Origin of the sequence: Paenibacillus sp. N3/727, assembly GCF_022637315.1 — a bacterium.
GTDB classification, from domain to species: domain Bacteria; phylum Bacillota; class Bacilli; order Paenibacillales; family Paenibacillaceae; genus Paenibacillus_AQ; species Paenibacillus_AQ uliginis.
Map to the genome: position 1 here is coordinate 1,659,194 of NZ_CP093336.1, position 20,807 is coordinate 1,680,000.

At 45.7% G+C, this 20,807-nt stretch carries 24 protein-coding genes (1 of these 24 cut by a window edge); all 24 read left to right on the top strand.

The genetic code is table 11. The features are described from left to right. The first annotated feature begins 1 nt into the window (after position 1). Entirely contained in the window at positions 2 to 1,036 is a 1,035-nt protein-coding gene (locus tag MNQ98_RS07370) for a rod shape-determining protein (protein WP_208915304.1), read from the top strand. A gap of 103 nt (positions 1,037 to 1,139) precedes the next feature. Further along, on the top strand, positions 1,140 to 1,967 hold the full coding sequence (gene mreC, locus MNQ98_RS07375) for a rod shape-determining protein MreC (protein ID WP_241933866.1): 828 nt from the start codon (positions 1,140 to 1,142) through the stop codon (positions 1,965 to 1,967). Next, positions 1,964 to 2,491 (top strand): rod shape-determining protein MreD, encoded by a 528-nt coding sequence (mreD, locus tag MNQ98_RS07380; protein ID WP_208915302.1) that lies wholly within the window; start codon positions 1,964 to 1,966, stop codon positions 2,489 to 2,491. Before mreC ends, mreD begins: the two co-directional genes overlap by 4 nt. Before the next feature lie 82 nt (positions 2,492 to 2,573). Next, on the top strand, positions 2,574 to 3,236 hold the full coding sequence (gene minC, locus MNQ98_RS07385) for a septum site-determining protein MinC (RefSeq protein WP_208915301.1): 663 nt from the start codon (positions 2,574 to 2,576) through the stop codon (positions 3,234 to 3,236). Positions 3,237 to 3,239: 3 nt separating this feature from the next. After that, complete coding sequence (gene minD / locus MNQ98_RS07390; RefSeq protein ID WP_241932611.1) at positions 3,240 to 4,034, top strand: septum site-determining protein MinD; 795 nt, start codon at positions 3,240 to 3,242, stop codon at positions 4,032 to 4,034. A 156-nt stretch (positions 4,035 to 4,190) separates the two neighbouring features. After that, positions 4,191 to 5,084: a M23 family metallopeptidase gene (locus MNQ98_RS07395; protein ID WP_241932612.1), complete on the top strand. Its 894-nt coding sequence runs from the start codon at positions 4,191 to 4,193 to the stop codon at positions 5,082 to 5,084. Beyond that, a complete protein-coding gene (locus MNQ98_RS07400; protein WP_208915298.1) occupies positions 5,077 to 5,940 on the top strand; it encodes a M50 family metallopeptidase in 864 nt (287 codons plus the stop codon). Before MNQ98_RS07395 ends, MNQ98_RS07400 begins: the two co-directional genes overlap by 8 nt. Before the next feature lie 110 nt (positions 5,941 to 6,050). Next, positions 6,051 to 7,277, top strand: coding sequence for an Rne/Rng family ribonuclease (locus MNQ98_RS07405; protein WP_241932613.1), 1,227 nt, complete (start codon positions 6,051 to 6,053; stop codon positions 7,275 to 7,277). A gap of 171 nt (positions 7,278 to 7,448) precedes the next feature. Further along, positions 7,449 to 7,760, top strand: a complete 312-nt coding sequence (rplU, locus tag MNQ98_RS07410) for a 50S ribosomal protein L21 (protein WP_208915296.1) — start codon at positions 7,449 to 7,451, stop codon at positions 7,758 to 7,760. Positions 7,761 to 7,772: 12 nt separating this feature from the next. Continuing rightward, entirely contained in the window at positions 7,773 to 8,117 is a 345-nt protein-coding gene (locus tag MNQ98_RS07415) for a ribosomal-processing cysteine protease Prp (RefSeq protein ID WP_208915295.1), read from the top strand. 5 nt (positions 8,118 to 8,122) lie between these two features. Then, complete coding sequence (gene rpmA, locus MNQ98_RS07420; protein ID WP_208915294.1) at positions 8,123 to 8,434, top strand: 50S ribosomal protein L27; 312 nt, start codon at positions 8,123 to 8,125, stop codon at positions 8,432 to 8,434. Positions 8,435 to 8,609: 175 nt separating this feature from the next. Beyond that, the gene (locus MNQ98_RS07425) at positions 8,610 to 9,350 is read left to right on the top strand and encodes a Spo0B domain-containing protein (protein ID WP_241932614.1); all 741 of its coding nucleotides are present in this window, start codon (positions 8,610 to 8,612) and stop codon (positions 9,348 to 9,350) included. Between the two features lie 13 nt (positions 9,351 to 9,363). Continuing rightward, on the top strand, positions 9,364 to 10,674 hold the full coding sequence (obgE, locus tag MNQ98_RS07430; RefSeq protein ID WP_241932615.1) for a GTPase ObgE: 1,311 nt from the start codon (positions 9,364 to 9,366) through the stop codon (positions 10,672 to 10,674). 165 nt (positions 10,675 to 10,839) lie between these two features. Next, positions 10,840 to 12,150 carry an SPFH domain-containing protein gene (locus tag MNQ98_RS07435; protein WP_241932616.1) on the top strand — a complete coding sequence of 437 codons (1,311 nt, stop codon included), beginning with the start codon at positions 10,840 to 10,842 and terminating at the stop codon, positions 12,148 to 12,150. A 14-nt stretch (positions 12,151 to 12,164) separates the two neighbouring features. Further along, entirely contained in the window at positions 12,165 to 12,932 is a 768-nt protein-coding gene (locus MNQ98_RS07440) for a hypothetical protein (RefSeq protein ID WP_241932617.1), read from the top strand. Positions 12,933 to 12,969: 37 nt separating this feature from the next. Further along, a complete protein-coding gene (locus tag MNQ98_RS07445) occupies positions 12,970 to 13,743 on the top strand; it encodes a hypothetical protein (protein WP_241932618.1) in 774 nt (257 codons plus the stop codon). A gap of 216 nt (positions 13,744 to 13,959) precedes the next feature. Beyond that, positions 13,960 to 14,550, top strand: a complete 591-nt coding sequence (locus MNQ98_RS07450; protein WP_241932619.1) for a TFIIB-type zinc ribbon-containing protein — start codon at positions 13,960 to 13,962, stop codon at positions 14,548 to 14,550. Between the two features lie 201 nt (positions 14,551 to 14,751). Beyond that, positions 14,752 to 15,189, top strand: coding sequence for an ACT domain-containing protein (locus tag MNQ98_RS07455; RefSeq protein ID WP_241932620.1), 438 nt, complete (start codon positions 14,752 to 14,754; stop codon positions 15,187 to 15,189). A 48-nt stretch (positions 15,190 to 15,237) separates the two neighbouring features. After that, positions 15,238 to 16,524 carry a homoserine dehydrogenase gene (locus MNQ98_RS07460; RefSeq protein ID WP_241932621.1) on the top strand — a complete coding sequence of 429 codons (1,287 nt, stop codon included), beginning with the start codon at positions 15,238 to 15,240 and terminating at the stop codon, positions 16,522 to 16,524. A gap of 65 nt (positions 16,525 to 16,589) precedes the next feature. Beyond that, on the top strand, positions 16,590 to 17,663 hold the full coding sequence (thrC, locus tag MNQ98_RS07465; RefSeq protein WP_241932622.1) for a threonine synthase: 1,074 nt from the start codon (positions 16,590 to 16,592) through the stop codon (positions 17,661 to 17,663). Continuing rightward, complete coding sequence (gene thrB, locus MNQ98_RS07470; protein ID WP_241932623.1) at positions 17,660 to 18,628, top strand: homoserine kinase; 969 nt, start codon at positions 17,660 to 17,662, stop codon at positions 18,626 to 18,628. Before thrC ends, thrB begins: the two co-directional genes overlap by 4 nt. Continuing rightward, positions 18,625 to 19,509 (top strand): prephenate dehydratase, encoded by an 885-nt coding sequence (gene pheA, locus MNQ98_RS07475; protein WP_241932624.1) that lies wholly within the window; start codon positions 18,625 to 18,627, stop codon positions 19,507 to 19,509. The genes thrB and pheA overlap by 4 nt, the downstream gene beginning before the upstream one ends. Positions 19,510 to 19,514: 5 nt before the next feature. After that, on the top strand, positions 19,515 to 20,399 hold the full coding sequence (gene ilvE / locus MNQ98_RS07480) for a branched-chain-amino-acid transaminase (RefSeq protein WP_208915283.1): 885 nt from the start codon (positions 19,515 to 19,517) through the stop codon (positions 20,397 to 20,399). A gap of 176 nt (positions 20,400 to 20,575) precedes the next feature. Beyond that, positions 20,576 to 20,807, top strand: partial view of a LysM peptidoglycan-binding domain-containing protein gene (locus tag MNQ98_RS07485; protein ID WP_241932625.1) — the beginning only. Its footprint extends 1,484 nt past the window's final position; 232 of the gene's 1,716 nt are visible here — the first part of the coding sequence; its start codon is at positions 20,576 to 20,578; its stop codon lies off the right edge, out of view.

Sequence of the window (20,807 nt, forward strand, 5' to 3'; positions counted from 1 at the left end):
CATGTTTGGTGGTTTCACGAAAGATTTAGGAATTGATTTGGGGACGGCTAATACACTTGTCTATGTCCGTGGAAAAGGAATTGTCGTTAGAGAGCCCTCTGTGGTAGCTCTGCGTACCGATACAAAAACGATTGAGGCGGTTGGTGAATCCGCGAAGAAGATGATTGGACGTACACCAGGCAACATTCGTGCAATTCGTCCGATGAAGGACGGCGTTATTGCCGACTTTGATACAACCGCAACCATGATTAAATATTTTTTACGTCAGGCGCAGAAGCAGCGTTCCGTATTTCCACGTCATCCGAACGTAATGGTATGTGTACCATCAGGCATTACTGCGGTGGAGCAGCGCGCTGTGGAGGACGCTACGAAGCAGGCGGGAGCTCGTGAAGCATACACGATTGAGGAGCCTTTTGCAGCAGCAATCGGTGCAGATCTTCCTGTTTGGGAGCCGACTGGCAGCATGGTCGTTGATATCGGCGGTGGTACTACAGAGGTTGCCGTAATTTCACTTGGCGGAATCGTTACAAGTCGTTCCGTACGTGTGGCCGGGGATGAAATGGATGATTCCATCATTTCTTATATCAAGCGCCAGTACAACCTGATGATCGGGGAGCGTACCTCTGAGCAATTGAAGATGGAAGTGGGATCTGCGATGCCGCTTGAAACGGTGGAGACGATGGAAATCCGGGGCCGTGACCTGGTAACAGGTTTGCCTAAGACGATTACAATCACTTCCGATGAAATTAGCGAAGCTTTGGCAGATACCATTAATGCCATTGTGGACGCTGTGAAAGTAACGCTTGAGAAATGTCCACCGGAACTGGCTGCCGACATTATGGACCGCGGAATTGTACTGACCGGAGGCGGAGCGCTGTTGCGCAACTTGGACAAACTGCTTGCTGAAGAGACAGGTATGCCTGTCATCGTAGCTGAAAATCCGCTGGATTGTGTAGCGATTGGTACGGGGAAAGCGCTCGATAATATTCATCTGTTTAAATCCCGCAGCAGCTCTGCCGTCCGTTCGAAACGGTAGTCAGGACAATGTGTGTCAACCCCTGGTATGTGGGAGAGAAAACAGTAACGTTAGAGGGTGTTGAAAACTGTTTAAGCTGCTAGGTAACAAACGATTGTTTATTATGCTGATCGGGCTGGTAACGTTTATTGCACTTATGGGATTTACGCTTGGTCCACGGATGGGGTTATCCTGGCCTGAGAAGTTTATGAGGGATACAGTAGGTTTTGTACAAGGTGTTTTTTACAAGCCCGCTTCTTACATAGCGGGCTTCTTTGAAGATGTACGTGACATGAAAGAAGTGTATGAAGAGAACGAACGTCTGAAGAAGGCTGTGGCGCAGTATGCGCGTGAGAGCGCAGAGTACAATCTTATCAAGAATGATAATAAAGATTTAAAGAATAAACTTAAGTTTACAGAAGCTCAAAAGCAAAGGTACGAGTATGATTACCGTCCGGCTAATGTGTTAAGTGTGAATCAGGACCCGAACAACCATACGCTGGTCATCGATTTAGGAGCTAAGGACGGAGTCCGCCTAAACATGTCCGTTACCTCTGTCGAGGGTATGGTCGGGGTTATAAGCCATGTCGGTAATTTCACCTCTACCGTAAAACTGCTGACGACGCTTGATCCACAGGACGCTAAGCGACAGCAGATCGCAGCTACCGTCTCTAACAAGGACACGTTTGGAATTATTGAAAGTTACGACAAAAAGACGAAAATGCTGAAAATGACCCGGATTCCGGAGGACGATCCAGTCAAAGTAAAAGATTTGATCGTTTCATCTGGTAACGGAGGGGTCATCCCTCGCGGGATGATTATCGGTACGGTTGAGAGTGTCGAGGTCGGAGAATTTGGTCTGAACAAAACGGCCACCATTAAACCGGCTGCAAGCTTCCAAGACTGGAAAACACTTCTTGTCGTGTTCACGCCTGAGGAGCCTAAAGGATGAAGCGCCATCAGGTTTTGATTCTGCTGTTGTTTCTTTTGTTTATTTTACAGGGGACGGTAGGTTTTTGGCTTACGCCAAGCTCGCTGCAGGGCAAAATCACGCCTAACTTTATGTATGTTGCCATTCTGTTTGCGACCATATACCATCACCGTCACACCGGCCTAGTACTTGGCCTCGTGTTCGGGATGCTCCATGACGTAGTCTATTACGGTGAAATGATCGGTACGTACTCATTCGCAATGGGGGTATCGGCATATATAATGGGACTTTTATTTAAAACGCCGAGGGCTCCATTGCCGGTTATGATGACGGTAGTCATATTGGGCAGCTTACTGCTGGATAGCACGCTATTTGGGATCTATAAGTTATTCCGGATCAATCCGGATTCTTATAACTGGGCCCTGCTGAATCACATGCTTCCCAATCTTCTGATTCATTTTGCATTTGCCTTGATGATTTATGTACCTCTTCGGAAACAGTTTGAGCTGCTTGCCAAAGCTCCGAAGAGAAGCAAGGCTTCTTGACCGTCAATCCGACATTTTACGAAGACTAGCAGGAACTTGAAGGTCCGAGCGCGAAATGTATGAAGATGGGAGGGACAGGCTTATGGCTGTAAAATCCAATCATGTAACGATTAAGGGCATCAAAGATGGCCTGGTATTCCTGCTTGACGATCAATGTGAGTTAGAAGAACTGCTCAGCGAGCTTCGCTATAAACTTGAGCATAGTCATCAAAATATTTTGACCGGACCTATTATTCATGTGGATGTTAAACTGGGATCTCGGCGTATTTCCGAAGAAGAGAAGCAGTCTATTCTTGACATACTGAAGCAGAAGGGGAATCTGCTGATACGTACAGTGGAATCGCCGCCCCCCGAGCCGGAAGATGAGGTAGTATCAGGTCCGGTCGTTAAAACTGGCATGGTCCGATCCGGACAAGTTCTGCACCACAAAGGAGATTTGCTCTTCTTGGGTGATGTAAACCCTGGTGGGACGATTACGGCAACTGGAGATATATACATACTGGGTGCTCTTCGTGGAACGGCACATGCCGGCATCGAGGGAAATGAGGATGCAATTATCGCTGCCTCTTATCTAGCTCCCACCCAGCTTCGTATTTCAGATATGATCAGCAGACCGCCGGATGAGTGGGAAACACGGGAAACGGTCATGGAGTTTGCGTATTTGCAAAACGGAAGTATGCAGATAGACAAGATCAGTAACATTGTTCGATTGGGCCGGGATTTTAATGTGTTTAAAGGGGTGTAGAATATGGGAGAGGCAATCGTCATAACATCAGGCAAAGGCGGAGTCGGAAAAACGACTACTTCGGCGAACATCGGCACGGCTCTGGCACTTCTGGGCAAAAAAGTGTGTCTGGTAGACACCGATATCGGTCTTCGTAATCTCGACGTAGTTATGGGTCTGGAAAACCGAATCATTTATGACCTGTGCGACGTCGCCGAAGGGCGCTGCCGTCTCAATCAGGCGCTTATCAAGGATAAACGCTTTGACGAGCTTTATATGCTGCCTGCTGCCCAAACCAAGGACAAGAACGCCATTTCGCCTGATCAGGTGAAGGATATTGTCTTGGAACTGAAGAAGGACTACGAATACATTATTATCGATTGTCCTGCAGGAATTGAGCAGGGATTTAAGAACGCCATTGCCGGGGCGGACAAGGCTATCGTGGTAACCACACCGGAGAATGCTGCAGTGCGTGACGCTGATCGTATAATCGGATTGCTCGAGAGCTCCCATGTGGAATCTCCGAAGCTAGTGGTTAACCGGATTCGTCCGAACATGGTTAAGTCAGGTGATATGTTAGAGATCGAAGATGTACTGCAAGTGCTGAATATTGATCTGATCGGTATCGTTCCAGACGATGAGATGGTGATCAAGGCAGCGAACCTTGGAGAGCCGACGGTTATGAACCCAGATTCTCCAGCGGCTATAGCTTATAGAAACATTGCTCGCCGTATTCTAGGGGATACCGTTCCACTAATGCAGATTCATCAGAAAAAAGGGATGTTTACAAAGTTCAAGAAATTTTTCGGTATGGGGTAATAGTATATTCTTATTTTTTTGACTGGCCGGTGCAGAATACTGCACTGGCTTTTTTCTTGCAGGAAAACCGAGATCCACTCTTGGCGATGGCTTGTTCTAAACATCTTTCTTGTCCTCATAAGATAGAGTAAAACAAGCCCCAAGGGGGAGAGTATTTTGGACATTAAAACATCTGTAAAACACAGGAGAGAAGCACGAATCCGTGAACTATTGAATGAAAATCTGACGGAAGAGAGTACGAGATTGAATACTATCCGTTCCAATCCGGTTACTAACGCCTCCAGTAAACCTGTTCTTCGGCAGAATACATTTCAAGAGCCTGTTCATACCGGACCGGAAATCGAACGGGATCCCGAAAAAATGTGGAAACAAGGTCACCGCGGATGGTATGACAATGTCACGGAGCCTGTGATTCCTCCTCGTAATTCATCTTTTACAGCAGGGTTGATGCGGCGCTTCGCGGCGAGCGTCCTTTTATTCGGAGCGGTTTGGGGGATTTTCTCGGTCCATGAACCCTGGGCTTTGCGGGCACAAGGGTATATTGTAGAAGGCTTAAGCCGAGAAATGGACTTTCAGGCCGCTCAAGTATGGTATGAAGAACACTTTGGCGGTCCACCCTCATTTATTCCGATATTTGGCCAAAGTGATCAGGATACAACAAAGGTAAATGCATCGGCTACATTGGTACCACCGTTGAAAGGACAGCTTGTGCAATCCTTTGCGATTGACCTCAAAGGAATTCTCATAGTGCCTGAAGGGGATTCGCTCTCCTCTCGTGAGGTTAAAAGCGTAGAAACGGGCCGAGTTCTGGAAGTTAAGAAACTTCCGGATTCAAGCGTTACGGTTACAATCCAGCACACAGGGGAAAGAACCGCTCAATACAGCAGGCTTTCGGCATCTGACTTGAAGGTGAATGATTGGGTTCAAGGCGGAGATGTCGTTGGTACATTGCCGCTAGTACAGTCTGATGGAGACCAGTCTGCCCTTTACTTTATGTTAAAAGACGGAGACCGCAGCGTGGATCCGACGGAAGTGATTTCATTTGATTAGCATCCGGGGTACTGTTCTGTCTCTACATCCTCTTTTTGTTATCGTTATGTTGGCCTCCGTTATAACTGGTCGTTTCTTGGAATTGCTTACTTTATTTGTTATCGTGTTCATACATGAGCTGGGTCATGCAGGTGCTGCTATAGCTATGGGTTTTAAAGTGCGGTCTATTCAAATGCTGCCGTTTGGCGGTGTTGCAGTGATTGAGGATGACGGACGAATGAATGCCGCACGAGAATTGATCATCGCATTGGCCGGTCCTCTTCAGAATGGAATTATGATAGGAATTGCATGGTTATGTCAGGCGGCCGGTTGGGGAGACGGCCCCTTTTTGTCCTATGTGATACAGGGGAACTTGATTATTGCACTGTTTAATCTCCTTCCAGTTCTGCCTTTGGATGGAGGGAAAGTAATGCAGGCTCTTGTCAGTTTGCTCCTTCCCTATCATGCAACGCTATTATGGACTGCTCGTGCCGGAATGATCTGCAGTTTGTTTATGATTGGCTATGGGCTTTCTCCACTGCTTTCCGGCGGCGGTATAAAGCTGAATCTGTTACTGATAGGTCTTTTTTTGGCTTATTCGAACTTTGAGGATCACCGTAATGTCCCTTACCGTTTTATGCGTTTTCTTGTGAACCGGAATGGATTATATGAACATCAGCAGGAAAGTATCGGAACTGCTCAGCCAATAGTTGCAGATTCTTCGAAACCTTTGGATGATATTATGCGTTTATTTAAAAGAGAGAAGTATCATTTGATTTACGTTATGAACCGCCGGGGAGGTTTAATGGCTGTCGTACCGGAGCAGCATGTCATTGCCTCTTTTTTTGCGTCTAACAGGCCCCCTTGGTATGCTTGATTTTGTTCAAAAGAAATATTGTACAGGAATTCACTATGTAATATATCCCGTCTGAGCTGACTCGTGATAGGATTGTACAGTAGATTAGTCTTCCATAAAGAGGTGAAGCCATGAAACAAATGATTGTTCACTGTGAACCGGATACCATTCAGATGGCCCTCATCGAAGATGGCAGGCTCGTAGAATATGCAGCAGAGCGAGGTCGGGAACAAAGTGTCGTTGGAAGTTTTTATAAAGGAAGAGTGGTCAATGTGCTTCCAGGCATGCAGGCGGCCTTTGTTGATATTGGATTGAAAAAGAATGCTTTTTTATATGTGGATGATGTTCTTCATCCACATTTAGAGAAACAGCCCAAGAACAAACCATCCATTGCGGAACTGCTCTCTGTGGGACAAGAATTGGTTGTCCAGGTTATGAAAGAACCAAGGGGAGGCAAAGGGGCAAGGGTAACAACCCACTTCTCCCTGCCTGGCAGGTGTATGGTGTTTATGCCAAAGTCCGATTATGTGGCCGTGTCCAAGAAAATACAGCGAGAAGCTGAAAGAATGCGTCTCAAAATGATCGGTGAGCGATTAAGGAGCGGGGAAGAGGGTATTATTATGCGTACCGTATCCGAGGATGAACCTGTTGAATCCGTTGCGGGAGATTTGGAGATGCTGCGGATGGAGTGGGAGCGGATTATCGAACGCGCGCATACATCGGAATCCCCTGATCTTCTGCATCGCGATTTGGGGATTCTTCAAAGGTTTCTCCGGGATGCCTTTGATCCGCTGAATGATGAATTGATCATAGACCGTGAACGGGATGCGAAAGAAGCGGAATGTTATTTATCCGATTTGGTACCTGGAGTTAAACCTCAAGTACGGGTATACGAGGGGAAAAATCATATTTTTCAAGCATACGGTGTAGAAGAACAGTTAAAATCGGGTTTTTCCCGGCAAATCTCACTCCCGGGTGGAGGGACGATCGTTGTCGATCAGACCGAGGCACTTACCGTTATTGACGTTAATACAGCGAAGTATATTGGCGGAGATAATTTTGAGGATACAGTCACCCGGACCAATCTACTTGCTGCCCGTGAAATTGCGAGAATCATCCGGCTTCGGGACATCGGTGGTATTATTATTGTAGATTTCATCGATATGGAAGAGGAAGAGCATAGACACGAGGTTATTGCCGCAATGGAAGCGGGCATCCGTAAGGACCGGACCAAAAGTTTTGTGGTAGGTTGGACGAAGCTTGGACTGCTTGAAATGACTCGCAAGAAGGCACGAGAAAGCTCGGCCGCCCCCTACTCTAGAACTTGTACATCCTGTGGTGGGACAGGCATAATGTAAGTGTGGTAGGTATTGACGGAATCATGGGCAATATGATATGATCTTCAGGTATGTGTTTAGTGAGCAATTGCTGCACATGCTGTAACCGCTCCGATCGGGTATACAAGGACGGTCATTATATGATTGGACACCTGAATTAGGCGAGTCTGAGACATGAGGAGGTGCAAGCAAATGTACGCTATTATCGAAACAGGTGGTAAACAATACAAAGTTCAAGAAGGCGATGTATTGTTCATCGAGAAGCTGAATGCAGGTGACGGAGAAAGCGTGACTTTCGACCGTGTACTGGCCGTTTCTAAAGAGGACGGTTTGGTAGCAGGTACACCAGTTGTTTCTGGTGCAACTGTAACTGCGAAAGTGGAGAAACACGGTAAAGGCCAGAAGGTCGTTGTATTCAAATACAAACCGAAGAAAAACTACCACAAAAAGCAAGGTCATCGTCAACCTTATACAAAAGTAACCATCGAGAAAATCCAAGCGTAAGAAGGTGCGGTAATGATTACTGTACAGATTACGCGTAAGGAAAACGGCCGAATCCATGGCTTTGAAGTCAAGGGACATGCAGGTTATGCTCCCCGCGGACAAGATATCGTGTGCGCTGGTGTATCCAGTGTTACGGTGGGAACGGTAAACTCCATTGAGGCGTTAACCGGTACCGTTATGGAGACCAAGATGAAGGGCGGCTTTCTCAGCGGTATTGTTCCGCCTGTGGAAGACGAATCGGTGTCTGGTCAGGTGCAGTTGCTTCTCGAATCTATGGTTCTGATGTTACGAGGAATTGCAGATTCATACCGTGAGTATATTCAAATACAAGAACAGAATACTAAAAGAAGGAGGTAGACAACATGTTGAAATTGGATCTTCAGTTATTCGCATCGAAAAAAGGTGTAGGTTCCACAAAGAACGGTCGTGATAGCCAAGCGAAACGTTTGGGCGTGAAACGTGCAGACGGTCAACTCGTGACTGGTGGCAGCATCTTGGTTCGCCAACGCGGAACGAAAATTCACCCAGGCACAAACGTGGGCATCGGTAAAGACGATACTTTGTTTGCGAAAGTCGAAGGCGTTGTGAAATTCGAACGTTGGGGTCGTGATCGCAAGAAAGTGAGCGTCTACCCGGTTGAGGTCGCTCCTGTAGCGGCTGCAGTGGAAGCGTAAATCGTTTCTTAAACGGCTTACAGATTAAGAAGTCTCCGGCAACTATGCCGGGGCTTCTTTTTTTTGAAGAAAATAGCAATAAACTTGAATACGAGTGATGAATCCCTGCTAAAGACTATGGTATACTGTGGTTTGGTGAAAGTAACCGATTGTTGTGGAGGAACGGGGAGAAACGATGAATTCCTGGAAATGGATAGCGGCTGGTATTGGATTATCATCCGTGCTGCCTGCAGCCTGGATGTTATGGAATCCTACGTATGCAGCCGGAATAATATTGACAATTTGGTCTGCAGCCGCCTCGTTCGGTGCTGCTTGGTATGCCCGGCGTACAGAAGTACAGAGACAGCGAACGAACCAGAAAAGCTTGGAGCAGAACGCCATTCAGACACTGAACCACCACCGTCACGATTGGATGAATGAGCTTCAAATTTTATATGGATATATTCAACTGGGGAAGCTTGATAAATCAGTGCAATGTGTGGAAAGAATAAAGGAACGTATGCTGCAGGACAGTAAAATTTCGAAACTGGGCATTCCTTCGTTGGTTCTTTATCTTCATTCATATCGAACGTTTAACACCGGGTTACAATTGGATGCTGATGTTGTGGATTTTGTCCAATTGGATGGGAAGTTGACGACCGAGGCTGAGGAGAATTTTACGCAGTCCATTATGGAAGTTGTGCAGGCATACCAAATTGGTGGGCACTCAACATGGGAAGATGACCGGCTGTTGACTCTGACATTTATGGAACAGGGAGAAGAATTGATTGCTGAATTCGATGGAGAAGGTTTTTTCGGTGATCAAGACAGCTTAAAGCAGAAGATACAACTTGCAGTACATGACAAAGGTATCCGGATGGAGCAGATCCATACGGACAATACGACATATCGGCTCTGTTTACCGTATGTGACTTGAGGAAGGTGAATCCATGTTTGTAGATAAAGCAAAGATTTATGTCAAAGGCGGAGACGGCGGAGATGGTCTTATTGCGTTTCGCCGTGAGAAATATGTGCCTGAGGGCGGTCCTGGCGGAGGAGATGGCGGCAAGGGTGGAGATGTGATCTTCCGCGTCGATGAAGGACTCCGTACACTAATGGATTTCCGTTACCAGCGGCACTTTAAAGCGAAACGGGGAGAGAAAGGCCGGAACAAAAGCCAGCATGGGGCTAACGCCGAAAGTATGGTTGTAAGAATTCCTCCGGGAACGGTGCTTCTTGATGACGATACAGGAGAAGTCATTGCGGATATGACCCGCCATGGACAACAGGTTGTTGTTGCTCGCGGTGGACGGGGCGGACGAGGGAATATTCGTTTTGCCACACCGAATAATCCGGCGCCTGAGCTTGCTGAGAATGGTGAAGAAGGCCAAGAACGCTATGTCGTTATGGAGCTGAAGGTGATGGCTGATATCGGGCTCGTCGGTTTTCCGAGCGTTGGTAAGTCTACACTGTTGTCAGTCGTTTCGGCAGCACAGCCTAAGATTGGTGCGTATCACTTTACAACGATTACTCCTAATCTGGGCATGGTTGATGTTGGGGATGGACGAAGTTTCGTGATGGCAGACCTTCCGGGACTGATTGAAGGTGCGCATGAAGGAGTAGGACTCGGACATGAATTCTTACGTCATGTGGAACGGACACGTGTCATCATCCATGTTGTGGACATGTCGGGTTCCGAAGGAAGAGATCCATTCGAAGACTGGCAGAAGATTAATGAAGAGATCAGATTGTACAACCCGACATTGGCAGAGCGACCTCAAATCGTTGCAGCTAACAAAATGGACATGCCTGAATCGGAAGAGAACCTGGAAGCGTTTCGTGAACAAGTGAAGACCGTGCGGCCGGATCTCGAGATTATGCCAATTTCATCGCTGACGCGCAAAGGCATTCAGGAACTCTTGTATCGTGCAGCTGCTATTTTGGACGAGATTCCAGAAGAGCCTGTAGTTGAAGATGTCGCCGCGATTGCAGAGCGTAAAGTATATAAATTTGATAAAAAGGATGACAATGCGTTTACAATTACTCGTGATAACGAGATGTATGTCGTGCATAGCGAACGCATCGAGCGTATGCTTAAGCGGATGCAGATGAACTCGCATGATGCGATTCTGAAGCTTGCCCGTACTCTCCGTCATATGGGAGTCGATGAGGAGCTTCGCCGTCGCGGTGCGACCGAAGGCACTCTGGTCCGCATTGGAGATTTTGAATTTGAGTTTGTAGAAGGCAGCAGTTATTACTAAAGACCATACCGCTTAACTCTAATCATGGGTTAAGCGGTATTTTTATTATTTTCCAATTTTTTGACCCAAAATGTCCCGATTTTCGTATACAATAATGTAGTAAATAAGTACCTAATTAAAATAGATCTTAAGATGTGCTGAACTGATGTAAAAGGAGTGCGAAAGATGGCTATCATTGAGGTTATTAAATACGACGGACCGCCGGGAGTTTTCGCTTGGCGTTATCCCAATCAGGAGCTTGGCACGTGGACCCAATTGATTGTAAATGAATCACAGGAAGTCATTTTTTTTAAAGGTGGTCAAGCTCTGGATTTGTTTACAGCAGGACGCCATACGTTAAATACGGCGAATATTCCGATTTTATCAAACATTGTGAATCTTCCTTTTGGCGGAAAGTCGCCTTTTTCTGCTGAAGTTTGGTTCGTTAATAAGCTTCGTTCGCTGGATGTAAAGTGGGGAACGAATTCACCTATCCAGCTTCAGGATCCTAAATACAACATTATTGTATCGCTGCGGGCTTTCGGCCAATTTGGTGTGCAGATTGAAGATTCACGCAAGTTTCTGCTCAAAATGGTGGGGACGCTTCCATCATTTGATCAGAATACTCTGGTTAAATATTTTCGAGGCGTGCTCATGTCGAACATTCATGAAATCATATCCTCGTATATCGTTCATAAAAAAATCAGTGTGGTGGAAATCAACGCCTACGCTGCCGAAATATCCAAACATATTCATGGGGCTATTGCTCCTGCTTTCCAAGACATCGGGCTGTCTTTGCTAAACTTTTATGTGGATTCGATCAATATCCCGGATAACGATCCAGCCGCGATTCGTTTAAAAGAAGCATTAGCTAAAAAAGCGGAAATGGACATTATCGGTTATACATATCACCAGGAGCGATCCTTTGACACGTTGGAAGGTGTAGCGAAAAACCCCGGGTCAAACTCCGGATTCATCGGTGCTGGACTTGGTGTAGGGATGGGACTCGGAATGGTTAACCCCATGTATGATGCAATGAACCGTATAAGCGGAGAAGTAAATATTCAAGGATCGGGCGATTTGGCCGTAGCGCAAAAAGCCTGTTCCAAGTGCGGTAATCTAAATCATTCAGAAGCGGTTTATTGTTCCGGATGTGGTCAACCCGTCCGCACAGGACAGCAAGATACTGCAGCTATGATGATGTGCAGTGATTGCGGCAATCCAATTCCCCCCAATTCAAAGTTTTGCCTCCACTGTGGTGATCCGTATCATCCATGTCCGTCCTGTGGACAAGATGTGGCCGTTGATGCAGAATCATGCAGTAGCTGTGGGAAGTTCATGCCTAGGCCTTGTCGTGAATGTGGTGAACCGCTCAATGAACAGGCAAAATTCTGTCCAAGCTGCGGAAGCAGTACTGTTCTCAAATGTGGTAGCTGTGATCATGAAATCAAGCCAGGGCAAAAATTTTGCATGGAATGTGGAAATAAACTGACGTAAAGCGAGGGAACAGTTTGACTAAAAGGGTTGATATAAGAAATTGGATTTCGGGTGCCGGGGTACTACTGCCGCTGATAACAATACTGCTGTTTGGTTTTATCGGAAACGGAGCTGAAACAAGAACGCTACATCCATGGATATCCGGAGCGGCAGCCGCGTGTGCAGAGGGGATGATCCTATTTTTTATGTTTCGTATGGTAAGTGGTACGGATCGGTTTGCTGTTCGTGCACCTTTTTATATTGCTTCTAGTGTCGTAATCGGTATTTATGCTCTTACTGTGCTCCTTGAAATTGTGCTCTTCGGGTATATGTTTAGGTTAACGGTGAATGCATATCTATCTATTCACTTGATTACATTCTTCTTAACCGCAGGTGTGCTTGGTCTTGTATCTCTAGTCGGCAAGTATGCCATGTCTCAGGAAAATAAAGAAAGTTCGTCCCTGTCCACTCAGAAAGAGGCTGTCGCATGGATTGCATCCATCCGCGAACAACTATCCGGACTTGCATTGGAGCAGGGTAGCGTCTTAAACAAGCTTCTGCTTGAGCTGGAAGAAAGCTTCCGTTACAGCGATCCGATAACGCACCAATCTCTTTATGCCATCGAGGACATCATACGGCAAAGAATCAGTGTACTCGAGGATCAAGTGAAACTAATAACAGGAGCCGAGCATGATCTTCAAGATATATTAGCTGAAGAGACCATTCAACAAATACACGAGATTCTAACAATATTAATGGAACGCAATACTCAGTTGGTTCGGTTAAAAGCCGGTACTTCATAAGTCATATAACAAGCGATTGACAGGAGGGTTTGAAAGAATGAAGACCGTAACTCCGGTGGAATCAATAGAAAATCACAAGTATTCGGTTACTAAGCTGGATGCTCTAATCTTTATGGGAACGTTATTGTTTTTCCCGGTGTTTCTTCCGCTGGGGGTACTCCGTATATTATTGACACATCGTCATAATTATCGGAGGGGATATAATTTTAGAATGCTGTCCGTTCAACTGGTCATCAGCTTTATTGTTGTTATGTTCTTCGGAATGATCGGATACAATGATCTGCCAGCTGAAGAGAGGGTACAAGCAGTTCAAGATTATATGATCATTTTCGGCATTATATTTATGGTTCCGGTGGCGGTGCTCGTGTTCTTTGAAATAAAAGAAAAGAGTCGCTTTGTCCGATTGATGCAGCTGTATAAGGAATTGATACTTGATCATCAGATTATCCGGATTCATGAGATCGCTGAGAGGTCCCGACAAAAGCCGAAACACGTTATCGATGATCTGCAGTACATGATCGATCATAAACTTCTGCCTTTCGGTACGGTTGGGAATGGAATAGTGGAGCTAAAACCGCTTCCTTCTATAATCAAAAGAGAGGTGCAGGCTCCGTATAGTGCCGGTGAGAATGTTATTAATATCAACTTTGGTCAAAACCACAGATTAGAGAATGATATGGATACGTCAACAGCATCCGAGTCTAAACTTCCGAAAACAATGGAATGCCCCGGCTGCGGTGCCAAAACGACGATCAATCCTAAGGAAGCTAAGGAATGCGATTACTGCGGGAGTATGGTGATTTATGCATAGATTTGTTTGGAGGTTTAGAGATTGGAAAATATTACGCCCTTGAATAAAATCAAAAATTACAAGCCAACACAAAATAAACAAGATAACTGAATTTGTTTTGGCAACCTTATTTTCTTTCCGGTTTTCTTCCCGCTGGGGCTGATACGAGCAATTAAGACACATCGGCATAATTATCGCAAACCAGTGAATTTTCATTTTATAAACAATCAGTTAGTTATGATTTTTATAGCTATTTTAGCAATCGCGTTCATTAGATATCTTGATCTTGGGATGGAAGAACGGATTGAAGCGATGTTTACATTTACGGTACTTTTTGGCCTGATCACTCTTATTCCCGTAAGTATCATTCAATTTATAACATGGATCGCGAAGAAGCGATTCATCCGGCTAATGACAAAATATTATGATGAGATATATAAGCATTACAATTCTAATATCTCGAGAATAGCGGAACAGGTAAAACAACCTGCTGAGCGTGTTATCGAAGATATTGAATATATGATAGAGAAGCGAATCTTGCCATACGGGACGATTGAAGACGGATATTTGGTTTTGGATGGTTTTTCTCATGGAGGAACCAGGGGGGGGAATTTCAAAACAGGCGATAATATCATTAATATTAATTTTGGACAAAACAATATTAATTTTGAACAAAATAATACGTCTTACAATAATTCGGAAACACCGGAGCAAAAGACCAAGCAGCCTAAGGTTATGGATTGTCCAGGCTGCGGCGCCAAGATGTCGCTTAGTCCTGATGAATCGAAGGAATGCGAATATTGCGGAAGTACCGTACTTTACGCATAACACAGTTTGGAATTTTAATGTCCGTAAAACCTCCCCAAAGAGTAGGGAGGTTTTATTATATACAGCTTTATTTAAACAAACCTTTATACGATAACAACATAGTGATTTTTAAAAAATAGACTCAAACGTATTGCCCTCAACCAGGTTATCCAGTATAATGTCCACTATACAAAAACACGAGTCTTTGAGGAGAGGACGTTTGTGAAAGAACGGTATTATCTAGTCCGTGAGGATATTTTGCCAGAAGCCGTGGTGAAGACCATGCAGGTAAAAAGGCTGCTCGCGTCCGGTGATGTGAAGACAGTTCATGAAGCCGTTGAGCAGGTTGGCCTGAGCCGGAGTGCTTTTTATAAGTACAAAGATGGCATTCATCCCATCAATCAGTTGGAGCGGGATGAGATCGTCACGATTTCCATTGATATGGAGCATCGTTCCGGCATGCTGTCCGAGGTGTTGGGTCTGGTGGCTGGAGATGGCGGTAACGTACTTACCATACATCAGAGTATACCGCTGCAAGGAATTGCGAATGTTGTTATTTCTGTGGAAGTATCACGGCTCAACGAAGAGCTGGATGATTTGCTTGATGGATTGCGCCGGGCAACGGGCGTAAGAAGAGTCCAAATGATCGGGCAAGGATAGTTAGTTATAATAGAGTACAAGAATGGTTGGAAATAGGAGGAGACATATATGAAGCCGGTTAAAGTAGGATTGTTGGGATTAGGTACTGTAGGAACAGGGGTTGTCCGTATCGTCGAGGGACATCAGGAAGATTTGAGCAGTCAGGTGGGGTCACCTATTATTATAGAAAAAATCGCAGTTAAAAATACAGAGAAAGATCGCAGTGTAACGGTGGACAGCAGTAAGCTGACGGATGATCCTTGGGATGTGATCCGCGATCCGGAAATTGATGTAATTGTGGAAGTAATGGGCGGCATTGAGCAGACGAAGTCTTACATTTTGGAAGCATTGGATCGGGGGAAACATATCGTCACAGCGAATAAGGATCTGATGGCGCTTCATGGGGCGGAAATTATGGCGAAAGCTCAAGAGAAGCAGTGTGATGTATTCTATGAGGCAAGTGTCGCCGGCGGTATTCCGATTATCCGTACCCTGATCGAAGGTTTTTCTTCGGACCGCATTATGAAAATTATGGGGATTGTTAACGGAACAACGAACTTTATTCTGACAAAAATGAGTCAGGAAGGTGCTTCGTACGAGGATGTATTGGCAGAAGCTCAGCAGCTCGGTTATGCGGAAGCAGATCCAACCTCTGATGTGGAAGGATTAGACGCCGCACGTAAAATGGCCATTCTAGGTACATTGGGTTTCCGTACGAATATTGAGTTGAAGGATGTAAGTGTAAAGGGAATCTCGCAGGTGTCCAAGGAAGACATTCTATATGCGAAGCGGTTGGGTTACGAAATGAAACTGCTCGGTATCGCAGACCGTGAGGATGAGCAGGTCAGCATCAGTGTCCAGCCGACGATGGTTCGTACGAGTCATCCGATTGCTGCGGTGAACGGAGTATATAATGCTGTTTACGTATACGGAGAAGCGGTTGGCGAGACAATGTTTTATGGTCCAGGTGCAGGTGAAATGCCGACGGCAACTTCCGTCGTAGCAGATCTGGTCGCTGTTATCAAAAACCTGAAGCTCGGCGTGAATGGTTTGAAAGCGATCGTGCCTTACAAAGCGAAAAAGCTGAAGAGCGATGAGCAGATCATGTTTAAGAACTTTATTTTGCTCCAAGTGGACGATAAAGCAGGGGTGCTTGCAAAAATCACACAAGTGCTCGCTGAATTTGATGTAAGCCTGGAGTCCGTGGTGCAGCAGCCGAATGATCAAAATCCCGATGCGGAAATCATCATCGTAACCCATAACGCCAGCAAAGCTAGCATAGATAAAGTGCTTAACCATTTTGAAAGCTTGGATGTCATACGCCGCATTAAGAGTGTGTACCGTGTAGAAGGCTAATCTGATACCTGTAATGATCCATAAATAATATATAAATTTTATATGTGAAGAGGAGAATAAGAGAGATGCCATATGAAGGTTTGATCCAGACGTATAAGGAATATTTGCCTGTTAACGAAAATACACCGTTGTTAACGCTGAAAGAGGGAAATACCCCGTTGATCCGTGCTGAGAATCTGTCCAAGGATTTGGGCATTGATCTGCATTTCAAATTCGAGGGATTAAACCCAACGGGTTCGTTTAAAGACCGTGGTATGGTTATGGCGGTAGCTAAAGCTATGGAGGAAGGGAGCCGCACGATCATGTGTGCCTCTACAGGAAACACCTCTGCAGCAGCTGCAGCATATGCTGCACGCGGCGGGCTGAATTGTATAGTCATTATACCGAACAATAATATCGCACTTGGAAAGCTGGCGCAGGCAATGATTTACGGTGCAAAGGTTATTGCGATTGACGGCAACTTTGACCGTGCGCTTGAGATTGTGCGTGAAATTACAGCGAAACATCCTATTACATTAGTGAACTCCGTGAATCCATATCGAATTGAAGGCCAAAAAACCGCCGCATTTGAGGTTGTCGACCAGCTCGGCAAAGCTCCGGATGTTCTGGCTATTCCTGTAGGTAATGCCGGAAACATATCGGCTTATTGGAAAGGATTTAAAGAATACCACGCTGCAGGGAAAGCTTCTTCACTCCCGACTATGCTTGGTTTTGAAGCGGAAGGGGCTATGGCTATTGTAAAAGGCGAGCCGATTCCAAACCCGGAAACTGTGGCCACAGCGATTCGGATCGGTAATCCAGCCAGCTGGAAAACTGCTGTTGCGGCGGCGGATGAATCAGGCGGTCAGATTAACTACGTAACAGATGATGAAATCCTGGAAGCTTACCGTACTATTGCATCACGAGAGGGGATTTTTGCTGAGCCAGGTTCCGCGGCATCGATTGCCGGTGTGTATAAAATGAAACGCGAGGGATACTTCAAAGGCGGAGAAACGGTTGTATGTGTTCTTACCGGACATGGCCTGAAGGATCCGAACATCGCTATCACAACTGTTAATGCGGAGCCGCTTGTCGTATCCGATACGGAATCTGCCGTTATGGATGCTATTGCAAAGCTTGAAGGGGCTGCTCAAGTATGAGTTTGTCCGAAAGTGTCCGAATTAAGGTTCCAGCCAGCACGGCTAACCTTGGCCCGGGATTTGATACACTGGGAATGGCATTATCTCTTTATGCGTGGATCGAAATGAAGCGAGACGATCGTACCGCTTTTCATCTGTACGGAGATGAAATGAAAGGTGTGCCTGAGGATAAGAGCAATCTTATATATAAGGTTGCCCAGATGGTTTTTGACGAGGCAGGCATTTCTGTTCCGGAACTCGCGATTTCCATGTACTCGGATATTCCGTTGACTCGTGGACTCGGAAGCAGTGCTTCAGCCATTGTTGGTTCACTGGCGGCAGCCAATGCTCTTATCGGATCGCCTTTGCCGGATAGCAAGCTGTTTGATATGGCTACAAATCTTGAGAAACATCCAGACAATGTAGGTGCATCCTTGTTTGGAGGCATCATCGCTGCAGCTTGGGATGGTAACCATGCGGATTATGTACGGATTGAACCGCCAGTTAATCTGGACACGCTGGTTGTGATTCCTGACTTTCATCTATCGACCGCTAAGGCGAGAGAAGCGCTGCCGGAGCAGTTCTCATTATCCGATGCCGTTTATAATATCAGCCGTTCCTCCTTAATGACAGCTGCGTTGGCATCTGGACGACTGGATCTGATTGGAGCAGCTATGCGAGATCGTATTCATCAACCGTATCGCGCCGCACTGGTGCCGGGGATGGCCGAGATATTGGATGAAGCACCTAACAGAGGGGCACTTGGTATCGCTTTAAGCGGAGCGGGTCCTACCTTAATTGCTCTGATTCAACGTGGAGACGAACGTGTTGAGACTTTAAAATCCTATCTCATGGATACGATGAAAAAGGAAGGAATATCAGCATCCAGCTTATTGCTCCAACCAGATGTGGAAGGGGTAAAGGTGCTTGATAATAGAGAGAGTACTTCATTTTTGGATATGATTAGAGGGGAAGTAACAACATGAAACGTATAGCATTGCTGCCCTCGGGCTCGGTATCTCATGAGGCAATTTTATATTTGTTAAAAGGTGAGTCTGCACAATTCATACACCATAAACTGATATCTGATGTGTTCATGTCGACCGTAGACGGGAGAAGCGATTATAGCGTGATTCCGATCGAAAATACAATCGAAGGCTCGGTTAGTCTTCATATGGATTGGTTAGTAAACGAAGTGGATATACCGATGCAGGTGGAATGGGTATATCCTTCTATACAGAACATCATCGGTGACGTTTCGGAATTCCGTGCAGAGGACGGTAGTATTGATTTCGCTAAAATCAAAAAAATTTACTCTCACCCGGTGGCTACAGCCCAATGCCGGCAGTTTCTGTCCAAATATGTTCCCGGGGCAGAGCTTGAACCTTGCGGAAGCACTTCTGAGGGCGTGAACATCGTCAAGAAAAATCCGGGTAAAGGATGGGCGGCCATCGGTACAACTTTGGGATCTTCAACGCATGGACTCAATATTTTAGCTGAAAAGATCACGGATCATGACAACAACTATACGAGATTTGTTCTGATCGGACGTCATCCTATCGAGGTTCCGCGCTCACCAGAATATGTGAAGACTAGTATACTGGTGACGCTACCAGAGGATGCGCCGGGGGCTCTTCACCAAGTCCTTTCAACCTTCGCATGGCGAAGATTGAACCTGTCTCGGCTCGAGTCCCGCCCAACCAAAAAAAAGCTGGGGAACTATTATTTTTACATTGATGTGCTGGATTCAGCAGATTCTGTGCTATTAACGGCAGCAATGGGCGAGATTGAAGCCTTGGGGTGTCAGGTTCGCATACTTGGATCTTACCCGGGGTTTGCATACGAAAGAGAAAAAACGGAGGTATAGCAGAGATGGCTGAACAATGGATCTACTTAGATGGAGAACATGTTACGAAAGAGAACGCAAAAATCTCGGTTTTTGACCACGGATTTCTGTATGGCGACGGTATATTTGAAGGTATCCGTATTTATAACGGTAACATTTTCAAATGCAAAGAGCATATTGATCGTTTATATGATTCGGCTAAATCGATTGATATGGTAATTCCTCTTACACAAGATGAAATGTTGGAAGCAATGGCCGAGACGATTCGCCGTAACGATATGCGTGACGGATATATCCGTCTGATCGTATCCCGGGGTGTGGGTAATCTGGGACTGGACCCGCGCCGTTGTGTCAAACCTTCGGTTATCATTATCGTGGAGCAGCTTGCTATTTATTCGAAAGAGGCTTATCTGAATGGCTTGAAGGCTGTATCTGTCGCGCAACGACGAAATATTCCGGATGCACTTAATCCGAAGATTAAGTCTCTGAACTATCTGAATAATATTTTGGTGAAGATTCAATCAAACTTTGCGGGCGCAGATGAGGCCATTATGATGAATGCGCAGGGCTATGTAACGGAAGGCTCTGGCGACAACATTTTTATTGTTAAAAACGGTGTCATCACAACGCCTCCTTGTTACTTGGGGGCACTCGAAGGAATTACTCGTCAGGCTATCATCGAGCTGTGTGAAAAGCTGGATATCCCTCTTAAAGAAGAACCATTCAGCATGCATGACGTGTATATTGCAGACGAGGTCTTTTTCACAGGGACAGCTGCCGAAGTTATCGCCGCACGTGAGATTGACGGTCGAATCATTGGAGAGGGCCAAGCAGGTCCGATTACCCTCCGATTGCTAGATGAGTTCCGGAAAATTGTTGATCAGGACGGTTATAAAGTATGGGAAGCATAAGCTTATAGACTTGTACGACTCTAACAAACGGAATATAGGAAAAATCCTTTCATGTCGATGAAAGGATTTTTTTTGCTTCTAGGGATGTCAATCGCCCATCTTCTGCATAGGATGTAGTAACGAATGCGGGCGAAATGCTTCAAAGCGCCTAGAAGAGAGTAGGAGGTTTTAGCGGCGTGAAAATACACATCGTCAAGAAAGGCGACACCCTATATGAGCTATCGAAAAAATATGGAGTCCCTTTGGTTAAAATCGTGGATGCGAATCCGCAATTGGTTGATCCCAATAAACTCGACATCGGCATGAAAATAAAAGTACCAACTGAGCCCGTTCCTGTACCTGACGGAACTCAGCCCATTATTCATAAGCATGCCGTGAAGCAAGGAGATTCGCTATGGAAGCTCTCTA

Excerpts from the sequence above, each read along its gene's own strand:
- MNQ98_RS07450 (WP_241932619.1), top strand. The coding sequence starts at position 13,960 with ATGATTTTTATAGCTATTTTAGCAATCGCGTTCATTAGATATCTTGAT.
- obgE (WP_241932615.1), top strand. The coding sequence starts at position 9,364 with ATGTTTGTAGATAAAGCAAAGATTTATGTCAAAGGCGGAGACGGCGGA.
- ilvE (WP_208915283.1), top strand. The coding sequence starts at position 19,515 with ATGGCTGAACAATGGATCTACTTAGATGGAGAACATGTTACGAAAGAG.
- MNQ98_RS07460 (WP_241932621.1), top strand. The coding sequence starts at position 15,238 with ATGAAGCCGGTTAAAGTAGGATTGTTGGGATTAGGTACTGTAGGAACA.
- MNQ98_RS07435 (WP_241932616.1), top strand. The coding sequence starts at position 10,840 with ATGGCTATCATTGAGGTTATTAAATACGACGGACCGCCGGGAGTTTTC.
- MNQ98_RS07425 (WP_241932614.1), top strand. The coding sequence starts at position 8,610 with ATGAATTCCTGGAAATGGATAGCGGCTGGTATTGGATTATCATCCGTG.
- minD (WP_241932611.1), top strand. The coding sequence starts at position 3,240 with ATGGGAGAGGCAATCGTCATAACATCAGGCAAAGGCGGAGTCGGAAAA.
- rplU (WP_208915296.1), top strand. The coding sequence starts at position 7,449 with ATGTACGCTATTATCGAAACAGGTGGTAAACAATACAAAGTTCAAGAA.
- mreC (WP_241933866.1), top strand. The coding sequence starts at position 1,140 with ATGCTGATCGGGCTGGTAACGTTTATTGCACTTATGGGATTTACGCTT.
- minC (WP_208915301.1), top strand. The coding sequence starts at position 2,574 with ATGGCTGTAAAATCCAATCATGTAACGATTAAGGGCATCAAAGATGGC.
- thrB (WP_241932623.1), top strand. The coding sequence starts at position 17,660 with ATGAGTTTGTCCGAAAGTGTCCGAATTAAGGTTCCAGCCAGCACGGCT.
- MNQ98_RS07445 (WP_241932618.1), top strand. The coding sequence starts at position 12,970 with ATGAAGACCGTAACTCCGGTGGAATCAATAGAAAATCACAAGTATTCG.
- pheA (WP_241932624.1), top strand. The coding sequence starts at position 18,625 with ATGAAACGTATAGCATTGCTGCCCTCGGGCTCGGTATCTCATGAGGCA.
- MNQ98_RS07405 (WP_241932613.1), top strand. The coding sequence starts at position 6,051 with ATGAAACAAATGATTGTTCACTGTGAACCGGATACCATTCAGATGGCC.
- MNQ98_RS07370 (WP_208915304.1), top strand. The coding sequence starts at position 2 with ATGTTTGGTGGTTTCACGAAAGATTTAGGAATTGATTTGGGGACGGCT.
- MNQ98_RS07415 (WP_208915295.1), top strand. The coding sequence starts at position 7,773 with ATGATTACTGTACAGATTACGCGTAAGGAAAACGGCCGAATCCATGGC.
- thrC (WP_241932622.1), top strand. The coding sequence starts at position 16,590 with ATGCCATATGAAGGTTTGATCCAGACGTATAAGGAATATTTGCCTGTT.
- mreD (WP_208915302.1), top strand. The coding sequence starts at position 1,964 with ATGAAGCGCCATCAGGTTTTGATTCTGCTGTTGTTTCTTTTGTTTATT.
- rpmA (WP_208915294.1), top strand. The coding sequence starts at position 8,123 with ATGTTGAAATTGGATCTTCAGTTATTCGCATCGAAAAAAGGTGTAGGT.